20 protein-coding genes and 1 riboswitch are annotated in these 18671 nt (G+C 73.2%); of the genes, 10 read left to right on the top strand and 10 right to left on the bottom strand.

What is annotated here, in order from left to right:
- The first annotated feature begins 39 nt into the window (after nucleotides 1–39).
- Nucleotides 40–1548: a multicopper oxidase family protein gene (locus CWOE_RS01665; protein ID WP_148260854.1), complete on the top strand. Its 1509-nt coding sequence runs from the start codon at nucleotides 40–42 to the stop codon at nucleotides 1546–1548.
- A 36-nt stretch (nucleotides 1549–1584) separates the two neighbouring features.
- Here CWOE_RS01665 and CWOE_RS01660 read toward each other — a convergent pair whose 3' ends face one another.
- The 3 genes from CWOE_RS01660 to CWOE_RS01650 are packed head-to-tail and all read right to left on the bottom strand — an operon-like array spanning nucleotide 1585 to nucleotide 3388.
- The gene (locus CWOE_RS01660; RefSeq protein ID WP_012931819.1) at nucleotides 1585–1992 is read right to left on the bottom strand and encodes an RNA-binding S4 domain-containing protein; all 408 of its coding nucleotides are present in this window, start codon (nucleotides 1990–1992) and stop codon (nucleotides 1585–1587) included.
- A complete protein-coding gene (locus CWOE_RS01655; protein WP_012931818.1) occupies nucleotides 1989–2786 on the bottom strand; it encodes an SRPBCC family protein in 798 nt (265 codons plus the stop codon). The genes CWOE_RS01660 and CWOE_RS01655 overlap by 4 nt, the downstream gene beginning before the upstream one ends.
- Nucleotides 2783–3388 (bottom strand): ArsR/SmtB family transcription factor, encoded by a 606-nt coding sequence (locus CWOE_RS01650; RefSeq protein WP_012931817.1) that lies wholly within the window; start codon nucleotides 3386–3388, stop codon nucleotides 2783–2785. Before CWOE_RS01650 ends, CWOE_RS01655 begins: the two co-directional genes overlap by 4 nt.
- A 68-nt stretch (nucleotides 3389–3456) precedes the next feature.
- On the opposite strand from CWOE_RS01650, the gene CWOE_RS01645 reads away from it, so the two are divergent.
- Nucleotides 3457–4287: a hypothetical protein gene (locus CWOE_RS01645; RefSeq protein ID WP_012931816.1), complete on the top strand. Its 831-nt coding sequence runs from the start codon at nucleotides 3457–3459 to the stop codon at nucleotides 4285–4287.
- 1 nt (nucleotide 4288) lies between these two features.
- On the opposite strand, the gene CWOE_RS01640 is transcribed toward CWOE_RS01645, so the two are convergent.
- The gene (locus CWOE_RS01640) at nucleotides 4289–5500 is read right to left on the bottom strand and encodes a low temperature requirement protein A (RefSeq protein WP_148260853.1); all 1212 of its coding nucleotides are present in this window, start codon (nucleotides 5498–5500) and stop codon (nucleotides 4289–4291) included.
- A gap of 38 nt (nucleotides 5501–5538) precedes the next feature.
- A riboswitch (ZMP/ZTP riboswitch) is annotated at nucleotides 5539–5624 on the top strand.
- Between the two features lie 31 nt (nucleotides 5625–5655).
- Here CWOE_RS01640 and serC point away from each other — a divergent pair.
- The gene (serC, locus tag CWOE_RS01635; RefSeq protein WP_012931814.1) at nucleotides 5656–6774 is read left to right on the top strand and encodes a phosphoserine transaminase; all 1119 of its coding nucleotides are present in this window, start codon (nucleotides 5656–5658) and stop codon (nucleotides 6772–6774) included.
- Here the strand turns inward: serC and CWOE_RS01630 are convergent.
- Nucleotides 6771–7163, bottom strand: a complete 393-nt coding sequence (locus CWOE_RS01630) for a winged helix-turn-helix transcriptional regulator (RefSeq protein WP_012931813.1) — start codon at nucleotides 7161–7163, stop codon at nucleotides 6771–6773. The two genes, serC and CWOE_RS01630, sit on opposite strands and share 4 nt — an antisense overlap.
- A 113-nt stretch (nucleotides 7164–7276) precedes the next feature.
- Here CWOE_RS01630 and CWOE_RS01625 point away from each other — a divergent pair, with 113 nt between their 5' ends.
- Nucleotides 7277–7969, top strand: a complete 693-nt coding sequence (locus CWOE_RS01625) for an NAD(P)-dependent oxidoreductase (protein ID WP_012931812.1) — start codon at nucleotides 7277–7279, stop codon at nucleotides 7967–7969.
- 8 nt (nucleotides 7970–7977) lie between these two features.
- Here CWOE_RS01625 and CWOE_RS01620 read toward each other — a convergent pair whose 3' ends face one another.
- A complete protein-coding gene (locus CWOE_RS01620) occupies nucleotides 7978–8895 on the bottom strand; it encodes a phosphotransferase family protein (RefSeq protein ID WP_012931811.1) in 918 nt (305 codons plus the stop codon).
- A gap of 31 nt (nucleotides 8896–8926) precedes the next feature.
- Entirely contained in the window at nucleotides 8927–9256 is a 330-nt protein-coding gene (locus tag CWOE_RS01615) for a hypothetical protein (protein ID WP_012931810.1), read from the bottom strand.
- 125 nt (nucleotides 9257–9381) lie between these two features.
- On the opposite strand from CWOE_RS01615, the gene CWOE_RS01610 reads away from it, so the two are divergent.
- Together CWOE_RS01610 and CWOE_RS01605 are read left to right on the top strand one after the other, a co-directional pair.
- Nucleotides 9382–10038 (top strand): response regulator transcription factor, encoded by a 657-nt coding sequence (locus CWOE_RS01610; protein ID WP_012931809.1) that lies wholly within the window; start codon nucleotides 9382–9384, stop codon nucleotides 10036–10038.
- Nucleotides 10035–11183: a sensor histidine kinase gene (locus CWOE_RS01605; RefSeq protein ID WP_012931808.1), complete on the top strand. Its 1149-nt coding sequence runs from the start codon at nucleotides 10035–10037 to the stop codon at nucleotides 11181–11183. The genes CWOE_RS01610 and CWOE_RS01605 overlap by 4 nt, the downstream gene beginning before the upstream one ends.
- On the opposite strand, the gene CWOE_RS01600 is transcribed toward CWOE_RS01605, so the two are convergent.
- A complete protein-coding gene (locus CWOE_RS01600) occupies nucleotides 11178–11843 on the bottom strand; it encodes a response regulator transcription factor (RefSeq protein WP_012931807.1) in 666 nt (221 codons plus the stop codon). The genes CWOE_RS01605 and CWOE_RS01600 overlap by 6 nt on opposite strands.
- Before the next feature lie 54 nt (nucleotides 11844–11897).
- On the opposite strand from CWOE_RS01600, the gene CWOE_RS01595 reads away from it, so the two are divergent.
- On the top strand, nucleotides 11898–12500 hold the full coding sequence (locus CWOE_RS01595; protein ID WP_012931806.1) for a putative glycolipid-binding domain-containing protein: 603 nt from the start codon (nucleotides 11898–11900) through the stop codon (nucleotides 12498–12500).
- The gene (locus CWOE_RS01590; RefSeq protein ID WP_012931805.1) at nucleotides 12490–14034 is read left to right on the top strand and encodes a ComEC/Rec2 family competence protein; all 1545 of its coding nucleotides are present in this window, start codon (nucleotides 12490–12492) and stop codon (nucleotides 14032–14034) included. The genes CWOE_RS01595 and CWOE_RS01590 overlap by 11 nt, the downstream gene beginning before the upstream one ends.
- Nucleotides 14035–14165: 131 nt before the next feature.
- Here the strand turns inward: CWOE_RS01590 and CWOE_RS01585 are convergent, their stop codons facing one another.
- Nucleotides 14166–16262, bottom strand: a complete 2097-nt coding sequence (locus CWOE_RS01585; protein ID WP_012931804.1) for a RecQ family ATP-dependent DNA helicase — start codon at nucleotides 16260–16262, stop codon at nucleotides 14166–14168.
- A gap of 198 nt (nucleotides 16263–16460) precedes the next feature.
- On the opposite strand from CWOE_RS01585, the gene CWOE_RS01580 reads away from it, so the two are divergent.
- Both CWOE_RS01580 and CWOE_RS01575 read left to right on the top strand, forming a co-directional pair.
- Nucleotides 16461–16679 carry a hypothetical protein gene (locus tag CWOE_RS01580; protein WP_012931803.1) on the top strand — a complete coding sequence of 73 codons (219 nt, stop codon included), beginning with the start codon at nucleotides 16461–16463 and terminating at the stop codon, nucleotides 16677–16679.
- The gene (locus CWOE_RS01575) at nucleotides 16679–17068 is read left to right on the top strand and encodes a type II toxin-antitoxin system VapC family toxin (RefSeq protein ID WP_012931802.1); all 390 of its coding nucleotides are present in this window, start codon (nucleotides 16679–16681) and stop codon (nucleotides 17066–17068) included. The genes CWOE_RS01580 and CWOE_RS01575 overlap by 1 nt, the downstream gene beginning before the upstream one ends.
- 52 nt (nucleotides 17069–17120) lie before the next feature.
- Here CWOE_RS01575 and CWOE_RS01570 read toward each other — a convergent pair whose 3' ends face one another.
- Nucleotides 17121–18578 carry an MFS transporter gene (locus CWOE_RS01570; protein WP_012931801.1) on the bottom strand — a complete coding sequence of 486 codons (1458 nt, stop codon included), beginning with the start codon at nucleotides 18576–18578 and terminating at the stop codon, nucleotides 17121–17123.
- Nucleotides 18579–18671: the final 93 nt, after the last annotated feature.

The raw sequence follows: 18671 nt of genomic DNA, 5'->3' as shown, positions 1-18671 counted from the left end.
CTCCGACCGATCCGCCGTGGCCAGGGATATAGTGCGCCGGTGAACACTGGGAGTAGGGCTTCAATCGCGGTCGCGCTGCTTGCGGCCGCCGCGCTCGTGGGCTGCGGCGCGCAAGAGGACAGCCGCGTCGCTGCCACCACGACCACGCCGACCGGCGCCGACTGGAGACCGGTCAGCGGGCTGCCGTTCGAGGAGCCGGTCCAGCTCCACAGCAGACGCGGCGTGCTGCGCGTCGAGCTGACGGCGCAGAAGGGGATGACCGAGGTCTCCGGCGCCCCCGTCGTCGCCCAGCCGTTCAACGGCAGACTCGTCGGGCCGACGCTGCACGTGAAGCCGGGCGAGACGATCGAGGCGACGATCAAGAACGCCACCGACGAGGCGACGAACATCCACTGGCACGGCCTGCACGTCAGACCGACCGGCATCTCCGACAACGTCTTCCGCACGTTCAGACCGGGCCAGACGGTGCAGTCGATCGTGAGACTCCCGCGTGACCACGCGCCGGGGACTTACTGGTACCACGTCCACCTCCACGGCTACACCGAGGGACAGGTGATGGGCGGCCTCTCCGGCCTGCTCGTCGTCGAGGGGCTGAAGAAACTGCTGCCGAGACCGCTGCGGAAGATCACGGAGCGGCAGTTCGCGATCCGCAACCTTCAGACCAGCGGCGACGCGGTCGTGACCGACAGAGAGGACATCAACCCAGAGGGACCGAGCGCGCAGCTCATCAACGCGCTCCAGAACCCGAGACTGTCGCTCAGATCGGGCGAGACGCAGCTGTGGCGCCTGGGCAACATCGGCTCCGACCTGTTCTACGACGTCGCGCTCGACGGCCACCGCATGACCGTCATCGCCGAGGACGGGTCGCCCGTCTGGCGGACGCGCTCGGCGACGCACCTCGTGATGGCGCCCGGCAAGCGCTTCGACGTGCTCGTGCAGGGCGGCAGACCGGGCAGATACACATTCCGCACGAAGAGATACAACGAGGGCTCCTGGATGAAGAGAGCCGATCTCGCGCAGGTGACGGTGACCGGTCCGGCCGCGCCGCGCGCCGCGTACGCGGCGCTGCCGAAGAGAATCGACACGCCGAACGAGCCGATCGGCAGACGGACCGTCTCGCGCAGACGCAGCTTCACGTTCTCGTTCGGCACGGGCAGAGACTTCACCGCGCTGATCAACGGCGTGCAGTTCAGAGACGGCGTCAACAACGTCGTGCCGTTCGTCGGGACCGTCGAGGAGTGGACGCTGATCAACAAGTCCGACGAGGACCACCCGTTCCACATCCACGTCAACGACTTCCAGGTCATGAGCGTGAACGGGAAGCCGTACCGTGCGAACGGCCTCCAGGACGTCGTCGTGATCCCGCGCAACGGCGGTCGCGTGGTGATTCGCAACCCGTTCGATGACTTCACCGGGCACTACGTCTTCCACTGCCACATCCTCGGCCACGAGGACGCGGGGATGATGCAGACGGTCGACGTGATCAGAAGAGGCGAGAGACCGACGCCGCCGCCGTCGCACATGGGCGGAGCGGGGCACAGACACTGATGTGACCGTGGCGGGTGCGGTTGCGGGTGGCGCTCCTCAGCGCCGCCCGCCGCGCCCGCCGCCGGTCTGGTCGAAGCGGCGGCGGTCGCGCTTGGTCGGGCGCCCGCCGCCGCGGTACGCAGGATCGGGCAGCGGCTCCATCCGCCGCAGCTCGGCCGCGCGCTCGCGCGCCGCTCTGCTCTCCGGCGTCTCCTCGTAGAGCAGCGCGGCCGCGCTCGCCGGGCCGCGTCTGCCGGACAGCGCGCGCACGTCGACGACGAAGCGCGTCTGCCCGACCCCGACCTCGAGGCGGTCGCCGACACGGACGTCCTTGCTCGGCTTCACGGTCACGCCGTTGATCTCGACGTGCCCGCCCTTGACGGCCTCGCTCGCGAGCCCGCGCGTCTTGTAGAAGCGCGCGGCCCACAGCCACTTGTCGACGCGGACGGCCTCGGTCTCGCTCATGCCCGCAACGCTACCGCCGGGAAGCGACCCGCCAGCCACTCCTCCCACGCCGGCTGCTCACGCGCGACCGCCGCCGGACCGGAGTCGCCGTAGAGGTAGGCACGCACGAACACGTTCGTGACGCCGCCCCAGCCGTGGACGAACAGCTCGACGAGCCCGGGCGCCGGCAGCTCGGTGCGGATCACGACCAGCTCGTCGGTGACCTGCTCGACGACGCCGGTCAGCGCCGGAGCGGCGGCGGAGGCGTTGATGCGGTCGCCGACGGTGGCGCCTGCGAGCCCGAGCGCCGCGAGCAGCTCCGTCCGCGCCGGCTCGGTCGGCGCCGAGGTTCTGCTGAGGACGAACATCGAGGAGACCGGCAGGCCGGCGAAGTGCGTCAGGTAGAGCCGCAGGTTGGCGAGGCCGGCGCGCCAGCCGCCCTCGGTCGGATCGATGTGGTCGGCCCAGTCGCTGCCGTCGCTGAAGATCCCGGAGGCGAGTCTGACGACGCAGGTGCCGCCGGCGCGCGCCTCGACGACGATCTCCGTCGCCCACGGCGGCACCGCCTCCGGCGGGTTCCAGTCGCGTTCCTCGTAGGCGAAGCGGCGCGGCGGGTCCCACCCCGTGACGACGCCTCTGGAGTCGCCGAACGGGCCGTGGTGCGTGACGATCTCGCCGCCCTCGCGCTCCTCCACCTCGGCCGGCACGAACCACGTCTCGATCCCGGGACCGGTGGCGATCGCCTCCCACACCTGCTCGGGCGTGCCCGGCACCTCGACCTCCACCCGGACGATGCGGCTGTCGTCCTCGCTCATCTCGCGACCTCCTCTGCTCTTGGCTGCGCCGGGAGCGGGTGCGCGCCGACCACGAGCCGGTGGCGGCGCCCGCCCGGGGCGGACTCGTCGTGATATCTGGAGACGAGCGCCGTGACGGCGCCCGCCAGCTCCTCGGTGAAGGCGGCGCGATCGACCGCCGAGCGGAAGCGGACCTCGGTGTCGATCGACAGCGTCGGCAGCCGCTTGCCCGCGCGCTCGGCGCGCTGCATCAGGTCGCCGACCTCGCGCACCATGCGCGCAGCGAGCGCGACGAGGTAGGAGGCCGAGAGGCGGTCGGCGCTGCGACCGGGGTCGCTCGCGACCTCGCCGAGCGCCGCGGGCGAGACGATGTAGGAGGCGGCGGTGGCGACGAGCAGGCGCTCGGTCAGGCCGCCCCAGCGGCGCTCCTCTGCGATCCGCACGAGCCCGTGCGTCTCCAGTATGCGCAGGTGGTAGTTGACCTTCTGGCGCGTGAGGCCGACGCGCGCGGCGAGCGTCGCGGCCGACGCCGGCTCTGCCAGCTCGGCCAGCAACCGCGTGCGCACGGGGTCGAGCACGACGACGGCCGCAGCCGCGTCGTCGATCACTTCAACGTCGAGCATCGGCCCACTTCAGCATTGACAAAAGTTCTTGTCAAGGACGGTCGACGCGCTCTGCTGAACTGTCGGGGGTGACCGCCCGTCAGCCGATCGCCGCCCTGCTCGCGGTCCTCGCCGTCCTCTGCGCACTCGTCGGCGGCGTCTCGGTCTACGTGCGCGATCAGGTCGTCGACCGCCCCACGTTCGTCGACCGCGCGCGCGACGCGCTCGACCGCGATCCGGTCCGTCAGGCCGTCACGTCGGAGATCGCCGCACGCGTGCGGGAACGGATCCCCGGCGCGCTCGTCTCCTCGACACAGCTCGACCGCGCGGTCGACGCCGCCGTCTCCACGCGCGCCTTCCGCCGCGCGTTCCGGCGCACCGCCGCCGACGCCAACCGCGTCCTCTTCGACCCCGGCGGCGGCACCGCGACGCTCGACCTCGGCGACGTCGCGCCCGCGCTCGACGCGATCGACCCACGCCTCTCGCAGGCGCTCGCAGGAGGCGCCTCGACGCGGCTGCTGCAGATCCGCAGCGGGAGCCTCGGCATCGGCAGCGCACGGATCGCCGACGCCGTCGACACGCTCGCCGGCGTGCTGCCGCCGGCCGCCGCCGTCGCCTTCGTCCTGGCGCTGCTGGTCGCGGCCGACCGCCGCCGCACGCTGCGCGTCGTCGCCGTCGCGACGGTCGCCGCGGGCGCGCTGCTGCTGCTCGGACTCGCGCTCGGCCGCTCGCTCGCGCTCGACCGCGTCGACCCCGGCGGCGTGCTCACGCCCGAGGAGGCGAAGCGCGCGGCCGGCGCCGTCTGGGACGTCTACACCGACGACCTGCGCCCATGGGCGCTCGCCGCGATCGGCGCGGGGCTCGCGCTGACCGTCGTGACGCTGATCCCGTGGGGCCGCGCGCGGCGCGACCCGGCCTGAGTCAGGCGCCGCCGGCCTCGGCCTCGAGGCGCTCCAGCGGCGCGAGATCGCCGCGCCCGGCACGGCGTTGGCCGGAGACCTGCTCCGCGACGATCACCGCGACGAGGATCGCGAGCACCAGCAGCGCGAGGACGAGGCCGGAGACGACGCCGCCGAGAAAGCCGACCGCGACGCAGCCGATCGCGCCGGCGAGCCGCTTGACGCTGATCGAGCCGGCCATCCGCAGGCGGAAGAGGGTGTGCGCCAGCAGGTAGATCGCCGGGCCGGCGACGACCGCCGCGACCTCCGCGCCCGGCAGCACGTCGCCCGGGTGGGCGATCACCAGCTCGTCGCCGACCGCCGAGACGATCACGCCCGCGGCGAGCACGACGTGGAGGTAGGTGTAGCCGTCGCGCGCGAGCGTCGTGCGGTTCGGCGCCAGCTCCAGCCGCCGCTCGGCGATCCGCGCGACGTAGTCGAAGTACAGCCACCACATCGCCGCGGTCGTCAGGAACGCGACGGCGAACGCGACCGCGCGCTCGGTCGTCAGCTCCAGGTCCGAGGTCGTCGCGCCCGTCAGCACGATCGTCTCGCCGAGCGCGATGATGATGAACAGCTGGAAGCGCTCGGCGAAGTGCGCCGTCTGCACCTGCCACGCCTCCGGCGTGACGCGTCTGACGAACGGCACCCAGTACGTGCACAGCGGGGCCCCGTAGTCGATCGCGAGCGCGATCAGCCACAGCAGCGTGCGCGTCGAGCCGTCGGCGAGCGCTCCGGCGATCCAGAAGACGCCCGCGACCACGAACCAGGTCAGGATCCGCTCGGCCCGTACGCGCTCGTTCGTGCCGCGCCCGGAGGCGGCGAACGCGAGGAACGCGTGGCGGCCGACCTGGATCGCGACGTAGGCGCCGGCGAACAGCAGCGCCCGGTCGCCGAACGCCTCCGGGATCGCGACCGCCATCAGCAGCGACGCGAGCATCACGCCGATCAGCATCAGCCGCACGACGATCGACTCGGGGTCCAGCTCGTTGGTGACCCAGGTCGTGTAGTTCCACGCCCACCAGACGACGAGCAGGACGAGCGCCGACTGGCCGACGCCCTCCCACGTGAGATGTCTCAGCAGCAGGTGCGAGACCTGCGTGATCGCGAACACGAAGACGAGGTCGTAGAACAGCTCCAGCGTCGTCGCGCGCTGCCCCTCCGCGGTGTCGGTCGGTCGCTGGAAGCGGCTCATCGCGCCTGACAGCATAGGCACGCTCCGGCTACACTCGGGCAGGTCGTCGCGACTGGCGTTCGGATGGAGCAACCATCGGGGAGCGACGACGCCGTTCTTGCCGCCGCGCGCCTGGGCACCCCGTCCGTGAACCGACTTCCACGAGGACGCCTGCCATGAGCGCTGACACCACCCTGACGATCCCGGCCGAGCTGAAGCCGTTCGACGGCCGTTTCGGCTGCGGTCCGTCGAAGGTCCGCCCCGCCCAGCTCGAGCGCCTCGCCGGCGGCGAGGGCGCCGCCCTGATGGGCACCTCGCACCGCCAGAAGCCGGTCAAGTCGCTCGTCGGCCGCGTGCGTGCCGGCCTCGCGGAGCTGTTCGCGCTGCCCGACGGGTATGAGGTGATGCTCGGCAACGGCGGCACGACCGCGTTCTGGGACGCGGCGACGTTCGGGCTCGTGCGCGAGCGCGCGCTGCACCTGACCTACGGCGAGTTCTCGTCGAAGTTCGCCAAGTCGACCGGGGCGGCGCCGTTCCTGCAGGAGTCGATCGTCGTGCAGGCCGAGCCGGGCGACGCGCCCGCGCCGACCGCCGACCCGACCGCCGACGTCGTCGCGTGGGCGCACAACGAGACCTCGACCGGCGTGATGGTCCCCGTCGAGCGCGTCGGCGACGGCCTCGTGCTGATCGACGCGACCTCCGGCGCCGGCGGCCTGCCGGTGAACACCGCCGACGCCGACGTCTACTACTTCGCGCCGCAGAAGTGCTTCGCCGCCGACGGCGGGATCTGGCTCGCGCTGACCTCGCCCGCGGCGCAGGAGCGGATCGCCGAGATCGGCGCGACCGACCGCTGGATCCCCGACTTCCTGTCGTTGACGACCGCGCTCGACAACTCGAAGAAGGACCAGACCTACAACACGCCGGCGATCGGCACGCTCGTGCTGCTGGCCGACCAGATCGAGTGGATGCTCGACAACGGCGGCCTCGACGGCATGGTCGCTCGGACGACCGCGTCGTCCGAGCACCTCTACGGCTGGGCCGAGCGGACGGCGTTCACGACGCCGTTCGTCGCCGACCCGGCGAAGCGCTCGCTCGTCGTCGGCACGATCGACTTCGACGACGCCGTCGACGCCGCGGCCGTCGCCGCGACGCTGCGCGCGAACGGGATCGTCGACGTCGAGCCGTACCGCAAGCTCGGCCGCAACCAGCTGCGCGTCGCGATGTTCCCCGCGATCGACCCGGCCGACGTGCAGGCGCTGACCGCCTGCGTCGACTTCGTCGTCGAGAACTCCTAGGAGGCGGCGGGAACCGGCTGCTCGGCGCGCTGCTGCTCGTAGGCGGCGCGCGCGTCGAGGATCTCGGAGAGGTGCGCCTGCGCCCATGCACAGGCGGCGTCGATCGGGGCGAGCAGCGTGCGGCCGAGCGGCGTCAGCTCGTAGACGACGCGCGGCGGGACCTCGGGGAAGACGGTCCGCGTCAGCAGCCCGTCGCGCTCCATCGCGCGCAGCGTCTGGGTCAGCACCTTCGGCGTCACGTGCGCGAGCGGGACGCGGATCTCCGAGAAGCGGCGGGGTCCGTCCTGGAGGCAGCGGATCACCATCGCCGTCCACTTGTCGCCGACGCGGATCGGCATCGCGCTGCTCGGGCAGGTGATGCTGAACATGTCGCGATCGAGCGGCTTCATCGGTATCGGGAGGGTAGCCGGATACCTTTGAAGTAACCAGTATCCCATGGATACCGTGGCCGCCGAGGCGGGGCCAGGACGCCCCGCTCGCGAGCTACGAACGGAGCATCCACATGAGCAGAATCGTCGTCTTCGGCGCCGGTGGGCGACTCGGCCGGCTGGTCGTCGCCGAAGCGCGCGGGCGCGGGCACGAGGTGACTGCCGTCGTGCGCGACCCGGCCGCCCACGCCGACCTCGCGAGCGGCAGCGGCGCGGCCGACGCGAGCGCGGCGACCGGTGCGACCGACGTGCGCGTCGTCGTCGCCGACGCGACCGACGCCACCGCGATCGCAGCCGCCGCGGCCGGCCACGACGCCGCGATCAGCACGATCCCGCCGCCCCTCATCGACCCACCGCTGCAGTACCTCGCCGACGCGCACGCGGCGCTGCTCGCCGGCCTGGAAGCGGCGGACGTCGGGCGGCTGCTCGCGGTCGGGATGGCCGGCACGCTGGAGACCGAGCCGGGCGTGCGCCTGCTCGACACGCCCGACTACAAAGCCGAGTGGCTGCCGTTCTCTCGCTCGCACGAGGCCGGTCTCGACGCGCTGCTCGGCGCCGAGACGCCGGTCGACTGGCTCGCGGTCAGCCCTCCGCTGCTGCTCGACGCGGAGGCGGCCCGCACAGGCGAGCACCGCGTGCGCGAGAGCGTCGCGCTGCCGACCCCCGACGGCGGCCGCGTCTCCTACGCCGACCTCGCAGCGGCGCTCGTCGACGAGGTCGAGCGCCCGGCGCACCACCGCACGCGCGTCGTCGTGACCGCGCCGTGAGCGGCTGACTACAGCCCGGCGACGGCGCGCGCGAGGTACTCGTCGTCGCGCGCCGTCCAGCCGTCCAGGTCGTCGTCCGCGAAGCCCCCGAGCAGTGCCTGGATATCCCAGTACGGGTCGAACCCGCCCGCGCCGGTCAGCTCGCGGTGCAGCTCCAGGAAGCGGTCCGCGGCCGCGATCCCGAGCGATCTGACGAGGTTCTCGCGGCAGTAGCCGACGTCGGCGTCGGGCATGCCGACCGACGTGCTCGCCCAGTCGACGACGCCGCTCACCTCGCCGCCCAGCCACAGCACGTTGCCGGGGTGGTAGTCGCGGTGGAGCAGCACGGTGCCGGGCGACGGCGTGCGGTCGAAGGCGGCGAACGCCCGCTCCCACACGCCGGCCGCGAGCGCCGAGGCGCGGGGCGGCCGCTGGAGGTCGAGGCCCCAGTCCTCGTACGGCGGGACCGAGGCGCCGGGCTCGAGCGGCGTCGCGTGGATCCGCATCAGCGTCACCACGAGCTTGCGCAGGAAGTCGTCGAGCTCGTCCGGCCGCGGCTGCCAGATCGTCGCGCCGTCGAGGCGCGTCATCAGCACCGCCGGGTCGCCGGCGCTGTCGCCGTCGGCGTCGAGCGCGACCAGCTCCGGCGTCGCGAGCGCGCAGGCGTTCAACGCACGCAGCGCGGCGGCCTCGCGCAGCGGGGCGTCCGGCTCCTCCTCCAGCCAGTCCTCGCGGACGAAGCGGCGCAGCACCAGCCGGCGGGTGCGCCCGTCACGCTCGCGCACGTCGAGCGCATGGACGGCCGACGAGGTGCCGCCCTCCAGCGCGACCACCTGGACGATCTCGGCGCCGTCCCCGACCGCAGCGGCAACCCACCGCAAGGCGGCGGACGGCGGCGGGCTGCGCAGGAGCGCGTGGTCGTCGGGCGCGAGGTCGTAGCCGTGCATGACCTGGAGGGTATCCAGGCGCGTCGGCGCGCTAGCGGCGCACGGCGTGCTGCTCTTCGACCGGCGCGGTCTCGGCCTGCGGCGCCTCGTCCGGCCAGTAGCCGTGGACGTCGAAGTAGCGGCGCGCCTCGTCCTCGTCAGCCCGGTCGACGTCGCCGCGGACGCCGGTGCGGTGCAGGACGTTGAGCAGCAGGACGCTGAGCCCGGCGCCGATCAGGGCCGCGGAGCCCTCGAAGTTGTTGACGTGCGGGTCGGCGATGAAGATCACCAGGCCGACGACGACGACGGCGATCGGCAGGACGTAGCGGACCGTGACGAGCAGTGGGCTCGTCGGCTCTGCGGACGGCTTTCGATCGGTCATCGCGTGCTCCTTTCGTGGCTGAGGACAGCGTCGCACCCGCGCGGCCTCGCCGACATGGGCCGGATCGGACGGCGAGGGTAGGGAAAACCAGACGTCGCGCGCGGCGAGCTAGGGTCGGTCGGCGAATGGCCCCGCTCCGCGTCCTCGTCGCCGACGACAGCGCCCTGCTGCGCAAGGGCGTCGTGCGGCTGCTCCAGGACGCCGGCATGGACGTCGTCGGCGAGGCGGGCGACACCGAGGAGCTGCTGCGCAAGGTGCAGGCGCACGCGCCCGACGTTGCGATCGTCGACGTGCAGATGCCGCCCGACCGCACCGACGACGGACTGCGCGCGGCGCTCGCGATTCGCGCCACCCGACCGGGCACCGCCGTGCTCGTGCTGTCGCAGTTCCTGGAGGAGCGCTACGCGCTCGACCTGATCGGCGACGACGCGCGCGGCGTCGGCTACCTGCTGAAGGACCGCGTCGCGGACGTCGGCTCGCTCGTCGAGGCGATCGAGCGCGTCGCCGCGGGCGGCTCGGCGCTCGACCCGGAGGTCGTCGCGCGGATGGTCGGCCGGCGGCGCGCCGAGGACCCGCTCGCCGGCCTCACCCCGCGCGAGCGGGAGGTGCTGGCGCTGATGGCGGAGGGCAAGTCCAACCGCGGCATCGCCGACCTGCTCGGCGTCTCGCCGGCGGCGGTCGACAAGCACGCTGCGCGCCTCTTCGACAAGCTCGGCCTCGGCGCCGAGCCGAGCGAGCACCGCCGCGTGATGGCCGTACTGACGCTGCTGCGCGCGTCATGACCGGCGCGCGCTTCGAAGGCGCCGGGGAGCGGCTCGGCAGCGCCCCGCGCGACGTGCTCGAAGCGCTGCTGGCGAGCGTCGCCGACGCCGTCTACGTGGTCGACGCCGCGGGCCGCGTCGAGTTCGCGAACCCGGCCGCGCTCGACCTGCTCGGGTACACCGAGGAGGAGCTGCTCGGCCGCGACAGCCACGCGACGATCCACCACCACCGCTGGGACGGGACGCCGTTCCCGGAGCACGAGTGCCCGCTGCTCGCGCCGCGCGCGACCGGCGAGACGGTCCGCGTCGACGACGACGCCTTCTGGCGCAGGGACGGCTCGCGCTTCCGCGTCGCCTACTCGTCCGCGCCGCTGGCGACGCGCGGCGGGCGCGGCGCGGTCGTCGTCTTCCGCGACGTGACGCGCCGCGCCGAGGCCGAGGAGGCGCAGCGGCGGGAGGCGGTCGAGCGCGCCCGCGCGGAGGAGATCCACGCCTCCCGCGCGCGCATCGTCGCGGCCGCCGACGCAGAGCGCCGCCGGCTCGTGCGCGACCTTCACGACGGCGCCCAGCAGCGGCTCGTGCGGATCCTGCTGTCGCTGCGGCTGGCCGCGAACGAGGCGACGCGCGCGGCGGGCGGCCGCGCGGAGCACGGCGACGCCGCGGGCGGCGACGCGGCGACGGACGCGGGCGGCGAGCAGCTGCGCGAGCTGCTCGACGAGGCGGCGAGCGATACGCAGGCGGCGATCGCGGAGCTGCGTGACCTCGGCTCCGGCCTCCACCCGCAGATCCTCACCAACCGCGGCGTGGCGGCGGCAGTCGAGTCGATGACGGCGCCGCTGCCGCTGCTGGTCACGCGCGAGATCCCCGAGCGCCGCTGGCCGGCGACCGTCGAAGCGGCCGCCTACTTCACGATCGCCGAGGCGCTGACGAACGTCGTCAAGCACGCCGGCGCGAGCGCGGCGAGCGTTCGCGTCGTCGACGACGACGGCGGCCGGCTCACGGTCGAGGTCGCCGACGACGGCCGCGGCGGCGCCGACGTCACGCGCGGCAGCGGGCTCGCCGGCCTGCGCGACCGCGTCGCCGCGCTCGACGGGACGCTGGAGGTCGAGAGCGCGGACGGTGCGGGAACGCGGCTGCGGGCGACGATCCCGCTGCCGGCGTCATGACGCTCGCAGCAGCGTGAGCACCGCCGTCACGCGGCGGTTGCGGTCGGGCGCGGCGGCGGCGCCGAGCTTCTGGAAGAGATGCGTCACGTGCTTCTCGACGACTGCCTGCGAGACGCCCAGCGCGCCCGCGATGCCCTGGTTGGAGAGACCTTCCGCCATCAGCTCCAGCACCTCCCGCTCACGCGGCGTGAGCGCCGCGAGCGGGTCGTCGCGACGGTGCCGGCCGACCATCAGCCGCACGACCTCGGGGTCGAGCGCCGAGCCGCCGGCCGCGACGCGGCGGACAGCGTCGGCGAACGACGCGACGTCGCCGACACGCTCCTTCAGCAGGTAGCCCGCGCCGCTCGCGTCGTCGCCGATCAGCTCGAGCGGATAGCGCTCCTCGAGGAAGTTCGACAGCACGAGGACACGCGTCCGCAGGTGCGCGGCGCGGCGGATCGCGATCGCCGCCTGCAGCCCGTCGTCGGCGCGGCCGGGCGGCATCTGCACGTCGACGATCGCGACGTCCGGAGCGAGCTGCTCGACCGCCGGCACGATCCGGTCCGCGGTGGCGACCTGGGCGACGACCTCCATCCCGGCATCCTCGAGCAGGCGCGCGAGCCCGGCGCTGAGCAGGACCTCGTCGTCGGCGATCAGGACGCGGAGCGGCGGCACGTCCACAATCTACGCGGCGCCCGGCGCAGCGCATGCGATGATCCGCCGATGGTGCGACGGATGGTTTTGTGGAGCGGTCTCGACGTGTGGACCGCCGAGGCGGCGCGTGTGGAGCTGAACGACGACGGGCTGCGCGCGACGGGCACGCAGCTCGGCGCCGAACAGGTGCCGTATCGACTCGACTACGCGCTCGACGCGACCGGGCCCGGCTTCGCGACGCGCCACATGCGCGTCGCCGCCGCGGGCGAGGGCTGGCGCCGCTCGATCGACCTGCTGCGCGACGACGGCGGCGGCTGGCGCTGCGACGCCGACGCCGAAGGCGACGTCGACCTGCCCGCGCCCGGCGGCGACCTCTCCGCGCTCGGCCCGGACGCACTCGACTGCGACCTCGGCCTCTCGTCGCTGACGAACCTGATGCCGATCCGGCGCCATGCGCTGCACGAGCGCGCCGGCCGCCGCGACATCGTCGTCGCCTGGATCTCCGTGCCCGACCTCGCGGTCACGATCGACCCGCAGACCTACGAGCACCTCCGCACCGGAGTCGTCCGCTTCAGCCAGCCGGACGGCTTCAGCGCCGACATCGAGGTCGACGCCGACGGCCTCGTCCTCCACTACCCGCAGATCGCGCGCCGGGTTCGAACGGCTCCGAGCGATGTGGCATGACGGCCTCAACGTCGCCTTCCTGAACGTCGAGCAGGGCGACTCGACGCTCGTCCGCCTCCACGGCGACCGCTCCTGGGCGGCGCTCGTCGACGGCGGCTACGCGCGCTACTACGCGCGTCATCACGACTGGGTCGCCACCCACGCCCCGCACGTGAACCTGCTCGTCGGCACGCACTGCGATGCCGACCACCTCGAAGGCCTCTGCAGCCTGCTCGATTCGCCCGACTGCCCGCGCGTCGACCTCGCGCTCGTGCCGCCGTTCCTGCACCCGACGGGGAATCTCATCGAGGCGCCGCAGCTGGACGGCCCCGCCGCCGGCTACAGCGCGTTCGCAAGCGACCACCTGATCCTGGGCGGGCTGCGCAGCTGCCTGCGGTCGCTCGACGCCCTGATCGGCGAGACCGGGCTCAGCCGAGCGATCCGCGACGGCCTGCCGCATGCGATCGATGCGATCGGCGCGCGTGTCGAGGAGTTCGACGGCCTTCCGCTGCCCGAGCTGTGGCCGACCGAGGAGCCAAGGCTGGCACAGGCCGTCGCCGCGACCGGCGCCACCACCGCCACGGCTCCCGCCGACGTGCTCGACGACGAGCGGCTGCTGCGCACCGAGCAGGCGTGCTTCGAAGCCGGTCTGCCCGCGCTCTCCGACCTCGTCGAGGCGACTCGCCGGCTCGCGCAGCATCCGCTCGCAGCCCAGGTCGCGCAGCAGGCGCAGCGCCAGCGCGGGATCGAGGGTGCGCTCGTCCGCGGAGCGCTCGAGTTCAGCGCCGACGCCGTGACGGCGACGACGCTCGATCGGCTGATCCGGCTGTTGCGCGGCCGCGGCATCCCGATCCACACCGGGCCGGCGCCGGCTCGGGCGCAGCCGCAGGGCACGCCTGTCGAGACGTGGCATCTGGCGCCCGTCGGCGGGTACGTCGCGCAACTGCGCCACGCGCTGCCGGTGGTGAAGGAGGCGTTCGCGCAGCTGTACACCGATCCGGGACTGCCGAGCAACGTCAACCGCCTCAGCCACGTCGTCGCGTTCCGGAGCCGGCAGGCGATGTCGGCGGGTCAGCGCTTCGGCGTGCTGCTGAGCGGCGACTCCGGCTTCCAACGCGCGCGCGGCCGCTCCCACGAGTCGCTCAGCGAGGGCTGGGAGCAGGTGCTCGACTGGGCGCGGCTGGTCCACGTCCCCCACCACGGAGGGACCTCCGGCCACTTCGGCAGCCGTCTGAGCATGGCGCTCTCCGATCGGCCGGGCCCGCTCGACCTCTACCTCTCGGTCGGGTTCCCCAACACGGGCTCGCTGCCGCACCGCGGGTTCTCGAGACTCCTCGACGCACTCGTCGCCCGCGGCGCCGAGCCGCTCACGCTCCACATGTCGGCCGTCCCGCGTCCCGCCGCGCTGGGCTCGCCGTGGCGCGACCGCGTCGAACCGGCCGCCGCCGTCACTCCCGGCGCCCCTGGCGCCGACCGGATCGTCCTGTGTCAGTGCACCGGCGGCTGGGGACCGCTGAGCCGCGATCCGCGCCACATCAGCGTCTCCAGCGCCTGACCCCGCCCTGTGCGCGATCCCGCCCTGCGCGCGATCTCGCCGTGCGCGCGATCCCGCGCCAAGCGCCTGATCCCGCCCTGCGCGATCCCGTCAGGCGCCAGGCCCGGCCAGCGTCTGCCCCCGCGGCTCACTCAGTTCAGCGTCGCGAGCGCCAGCGGCACGATCCGCTCCGCGCCGGCCTTGCGCAGCTGCCCGCCGACCATCGCGAGCGTGAAGCCCGACAGCCGCCGGTCGTCGAGCAGGACGCCGGCCCCGGGCAGGGGCTCCTGGACGACGGCGAAGGCTCCGCGCACGTTCGCGGCCTGCTGCGCCGCGTTCGCCATCTCACGCTGGGGCGGCCGCTGCTCGCGGCGTTCCAGCAGGTGCAGCCGCGGCACGCCGAGCTGGCGCGCGAGCTGCTCGGCGAGCGCGTCGACCGCCGCGCCGTTCGCGACCGACGGGACGCTCGTGACCCACGCCGGCGTGCCCGCCCCGCCGCCCCGCAGCGCGTCGGCGAGCGCGACCGCGATCTCGTCGTCGAAGCGCCCGGCGCGGAGCCCGCGCTCGACCGCGGGCCACCAGCCGCCGTCGCCCAGCCGCGCGAGCGCCCAGCCGGGCTCGATCAGCGCATCGACCGGGATCTTGCGCATCGTCCCGCCGGGGTCAGGCGCCATCTTGCGCTGCTCCAGCACCAGCGGCTTGGAGCGCAGATGGCGCTGGGCGTGCTCGACGAGCCGCGCATCCGGCGGCTGCGCGAAGCGCGGCCCCGCGCAGACCGAGCAGCGGCCGCAGTCCTGCGGCTCCGGATCGTCCAGCTCCTCCTGCAAGGCGCGCATCAGGCAGCGCCCGTCGGTCCCGAACGAGGCCATCGCCTCCTGCTCGGCGCGCCGCAGCGCCGTGATCTGCGCGTAGCGCTCGCCGTCGTAGCGCCAGTCGCTGCCCTCGACCGCGGTCCAGCGCGTTCCGTCGCGTCGGACCGCACCCTCGACGTCGAGGATCTTCAGCATCGCCTCGATCCGCCCGGCGCCGAGGTTGACGACGGCCATCAGCTCGCGGCTCGTGCAGCCTTCGCCCGCCATCGCCGCGCCGCGCAGCTCGGCGAGGACGGTCTGGACCTTCTCCTGCGCGGGGAACGCCTGCTCGATGAAGAAGTCCTGGATGCGCCGGTCCTCGGTGCCGCGCAGCAGGATCACCTCGGCGTGGTCGACCCCGCGACCGGCACGCCCGACCTGCTGGTAGTAGGAGACGACCGAGCCCGGCGCCTGATAGTGGACGACGAACTCGAGGTCGGCCTTGTCGTAGCCCATCCCGAGCGCGCTCGTCGCGACGAGCGCCTTGACGTCGTTGCGCAGCAGGCGCTCCTCCGCCGCGATCCGGTCTTCGGTCTGCTGCTCGCCGCTGTAGGCGAGCGCGGGGATGCCGTTGGCGGTGAGGAACGAGGCGACCTGGTCGGCGTCGCGCTTGGTGAGCGTGTACACGATGCCGGAGCCGGGCAGCTGCGGCAGGTGCTCGACGAGCCACGCGAGCCGCTCGGCCGGGCGCGGCAGCTCGAGCGCTTCGAGCCGCAGCGAGCCGCGGCCGAGCGGGCCGCGGTACGAACGCAGCGGCTCGTCGGCGCGGGCGCCCGCGCCGAGCTGGTCGAGCACGTCTCTCACGACGCGGTCGTTCGCGGTCGCGGTCGTGCCGAGCACCGCGACGCGCTCCGGCAGCGCGGCGAGCATGTCCTTCACGCGCCGGTAGTCGGGCCGGAAGTCGTGGCCCCAGTCCGAGATGCAGTGTGCCTCGTCGATCACCAGCAGACCGACCGAGGCGGCGAACAGCGGCAGCATCTCGTCGCGGAAGCGCGGGTTGTTGAGCCGCTCTGGCGAGATCAGCAGCAGGTCGATCTCGTCGGCGGCGAGGCCGGCGCGGATCGCGTCCCACTCGTCGCGGTTGGTCGAGTTGATCGTGAACGCGCGCAGCCCGAGCCGCTCGGCGCCCGCGATCTGGTTGCGCATCAGCGCCAGCAGCGGCGAGACGATCAGCGTCGGCCCGGCGCCCTTCGCGCGCAGCAGCGAGGTGGCGAGGAAGTAGACGGCCGACTTGCCCCAGCCGGTGCGCTGCACGCACAGCACCCGCGCGCGGTCGGCGACGACGTCGTGGATCGCCTCCAGCTGCCCGTCGCGGAACTCGGCCGAGGGGTCGCCGGTGAGCGCTCGGAGGCGGTCGAGCGTCTGCGCGGCGAAGGCGGGGGCGACGGATGCGGACATGGCTCTGAGCGTAGCCGGGCGATCCGCCCGATCCGGCGGTCGCGCGTGAATTCATGCAAACCGCGCCAGACACGTCACATTTGTTCCGGCAAGGTGGAGCGCATGCTGACCTCACCGCCGCCCACCGACTGCCCGCACCCCGATACACCACAGATCGGGTGGACCGATCGAACGCGCCGTTCTAGCCTCCTTTGAGCGATGACACTCCATCTCGACGACCCCGGATTCATCGAGCTCGAACGCGCGCACGACGGCGCACGGCTTCACCCCTCCGACGGCCTGCCCGGCTACCCGCCCGGCGAGGAGCGATATGCGGCCATCGTGCGGATCGTGAGACGCGCTGCGTCACGGCGCGTACTCGATCCACGCAGCCCGGACGAGATCCTCGGGTACGACGACGACGGCCTGCCGACCTGATGGTGGTGGACAGCTCGGCCGTCGTCGCGATCCTGCTGGATGAAGAGGACGCGACGGAGCTCTCGGCGACGCTCACGGATGTGGATGATCCGCTGCTCTCGGCCGCCTCTCTGCTCGAGTGCTCGATCGTCATGCACAAGAACAGCGGGGTCGTCGGCCTCCGCGACCTCGACGACCTGCTGCAGGAGACCCGCATCCGTTGCGTCCCCGTCGACCTGACGCAGGCGCTCGCCGCGCGGCGAGCGTGGGTGCGGTTCGGGAAGGGCAACTCGCCCGCGGGGCTCAACTTCGGCGACTGCTTCAGCTATGCGCTCGCGCGCACGATGGACCGGCCGCTGCTGTTCAAGGGCGGCGACTTCACTCGGACGGATGTCCGCGTGGCGCGCTGACGTCCGCGCGGCGCACTGACGCGGCGCCACGCGGATCGTCCGTGCCGGATCGTCAGCCTCTCGCGGAGGCGACGGCGGGGGTTGCTCCGGCCAGTCCGGCCGCCGGAGCGCGGCGGAGGTTGAGCGCGGCGGCGAGGCCGAGGAGGATGCCGCCGGCCGCGACGTAGACGGCGGTCTGGAGGCCGTCCGCGGTCGCCTGCTGGAGCGGCTGGCCGGTGAGGCCGTCGAGGCCGCTGCTGGAGATCGCGATCAGCACCGCGAGGCCGACGGCGGCGCCGACCTGCTGCGTTGTCGAGGCCATGCCCGAGGCGATCCCCTGCTCCTCCTGCGCGACGCCGTTGGATGCGGCGATCCACATGTTCGTCCAGGCGATGCCCTGGCCGACGCCCATCAGCACGATCCCGGGCAGCAGCGTCAGATACGTGCCGTCGACCGTCATCCCGAACGCGAGCACGGCGGTGCCGACCGCGCCGAGCGCGAGGCCGCCGGCGAGCGTGCGGCGCACGCCCGCGACCGCCGCCAGCCGCTCGCCGAGCTGCGTGCCGATCGCGATCGCCAGCGACGGCCCGAGGAAGGCGAAGCCGGTCTGCAGCGCGCTGTAGCCGTGGACGGTCTGGAAGTAGAGCGTGAGGAAGTACGGCAGCGCGCCGAGCGTTCCCATGAAGACGAACGTCACCGCCATCGACGCGCGCAGGCTGGCGTTGCCGAACAGGCGCAGCGGCATCAGCGGATCGCGACCACGCGCCTCGATCGCGACGAACCCGGCCAGCAGCACGACTGCCAGCAGCGCGGCCAGCACGACGGGCGTCGACGTCCAGCCCGACTCCGGACCCTGCACCAGCACCGTCACCAGCAGGGTGACGCCGGCCGTCGCGGTCAGCGCACCGGGGAGGTCGAAGCTGCGGCCGCGCTCGCGCGGCGCGTCACGCGTGAGGAGGGTGAACGCGAGCAGTGCCGCGCCGGCGGCGAGCGGCACGTTGACGTAGAAGACGGCGGCCCAGCCGAACGACTCGGTCAGCACGCCGCCGGCCAGCGAGCCGAGCGACAGCCCGGTCGCGCCAGCGCCGCCCCACACGGCGAGCGCGCGGTTGCGCTCGCGACCCTCAGCGAACATCGTGTTGACGAGCGACAGCGTCGCGGGGAACAGCAGCGCTCCGCCGATCCCCTGCACGACGCGTGCGCCGACGAGCAGCTCGGAGGTCGTCGCCAGCCCACCGAGCAGCGACGAGCCGGCGTAGAGGAGCAATGCGAGCACGAACATGCGGCGTCGGCCGAGCAGGTCGGCGGCGCGCCCGCCCAGCAGCAGGAAGCCGCCGAACGCGACCGCGTAGCCGCTCACCACCCATTGCAGCGTGTGACCGGAGAAGCCGAGGTCGCTGCCGATGTCGGGCAGCGCGACGAAGACGATCGTGTAATCCAGGGCGATGATCAGCTGCGCGAACGCGAGCAGCGCGAGCGCCCAGCCGAGATGGCGCGGACGCGCCTCCCGGGCAACGGGTGGAGAAGACATCGGAACTCCTTGAGGGCAGCAGAGAAGAGAGCGTTGTACGACTGTACGGAACAATCGTACAATGGCTTCCCGCTGTCAAGAGCTTCGACAGAA

Origin of the sequence: Conexibacter woesei DSM 14684 (assembly GCF_000025265.1) — a bacterium.
Classification (GTDB): domain Bacteria; phylum Actinomycetota; class Thermoleophilia; order Solirubrobacterales; family Solirubrobacteraceae; genus Conexibacter; species Conexibacter woesei.
Note: the sequence above shows the minus strand (reverse complement) of the source record. Positions and strands in the feature narration are given on the sequence as shown.

What these genes read in the sequence shown, in the direction of transcription:
- CWOE_RS01660 (WP_012931819.1), bottom strand. Translation starts at nt 1,992, where the DNA reads ATGAGCGAGACCGAGGCCGTCCGCGTCGACAAGTGGCTGTGGGCCGCG.
- CWOE_RS01655 (WP_012931818.1), bottom strand. Translation starts at nt 2,786, where the DNA reads ATGAGCGAGGACGACAGCCGCATCGTCCGGGTGGAGGTCGAGGTGCCG.
- CWOE_RS01650 (WP_012931817.1), bottom strand. Translation starts at nt 3,388, where the DNA reads ATGCTCGACGTTGAAGTGATCGACGACGCGGCTGCGGCCGTCGTCGTG.
- CWOE_RS01640 (WP_148260853.1), bottom strand. Translation starts at nt 5,500, where the DNA reads ATGAGCCGCTTCCAGCGACCGACCGACACCGCGGAGGGGCAGCGCGCG.
- serC (WP_012931814.1), top strand. Translation starts at nt 5,656, where the DNA reads ATGAGCGCTGACACCACCCTGACGATCCCGGCCGAGCTGAAGCCGTTC.
- CWOE_RS01630 (WP_012931813.1), bottom strand. Translation starts at nt 7,163, where the DNA reads ATGAAGCCGCTCGATCGCGACATGTTCAGCATCACCTGCCCGAGCAGC.
- CWOE_RS01625 (WP_012931812.1), top strand. Translation starts at nt 7,277, where the DNA reads ATGAGCAGAATCGTCGTCTTCGGCGCCGGTGGGCGACTCGGCCGGCTG.
- CWOE_RS01620 (WP_012931811.1), bottom strand. Translation starts at nt 8,895, where the DNA reads ATGCACGGCTACGACCTCGCGCCCGACGACCACGCGCTCCTGCGCAGC.
- CWOE_RS01615 (WP_012931810.1), bottom strand. Translation starts at nt 9,256, where the DNA reads ATGACCGATCGAAAGCCGTCCGCAGAGCCGACGAGCCCACTGCTCGTC.
- CWOE_RS01610 (WP_012931809.1), top strand. Translation starts at nt 9,382, where the DNA reads ATGGCCCCGCTCCGCGTCCTCGTCGCCGACGACAGCGCCCTGCTGCGC.
- CWOE_RS01605 (WP_012931808.1), top strand. Translation starts at nt 10,035, where the DNA reads ATGACCGGCGCGCGCTTCGAAGGCGCCGGGGAGCGGCTCGGCAGCGCC.
- CWOE_RS01595 (WP_012931806.1), top strand. Translation starts at nt 11,898, where the DNA reads ATGGTTTTGTGGAGCGGTCTCGACGTGTGGACCGCCGAGGCGGCGCGT.
- CWOE_RS01590 (WP_012931805.1), top strand. Translation starts at nt 12,490, where the DNA reads ATGTGGCATGACGGCCTCAACGTCGCCTTCCTGAACGTCGAGCAGGGC.
- CWOE_RS01585 (WP_012931804.1), bottom strand. Translation starts at nt 16,262, where the DNA reads ATGTCCGCATCCGTCGCCCCCGCCTTCGCCGCGCAGACGCTCGACCGC.
- CWOE_RS01580 (WP_012931803.1), top strand. Translation starts at nt 16,461, where the DNA reads ATGACACTCCATCTCGACGACCCCGGATTCATCGAGCTCGAACGCGCG.
- CWOE_RS01575 (WP_012931802.1), top strand. Translation starts at nt 16,679, where the DNA reads ATGGTGGTGGACAGCTCGGCCGTCGTCGCGATCCTGCTGGATGAAGAG.
- CWOE_RS01570 (WP_012931801.1), bottom strand. Translation starts at nt 18,578, where the DNA reads ATGTCTTCTCCACCCGTTGCCCGGGAGGCGCGTCCGCGCCATCTCGGC.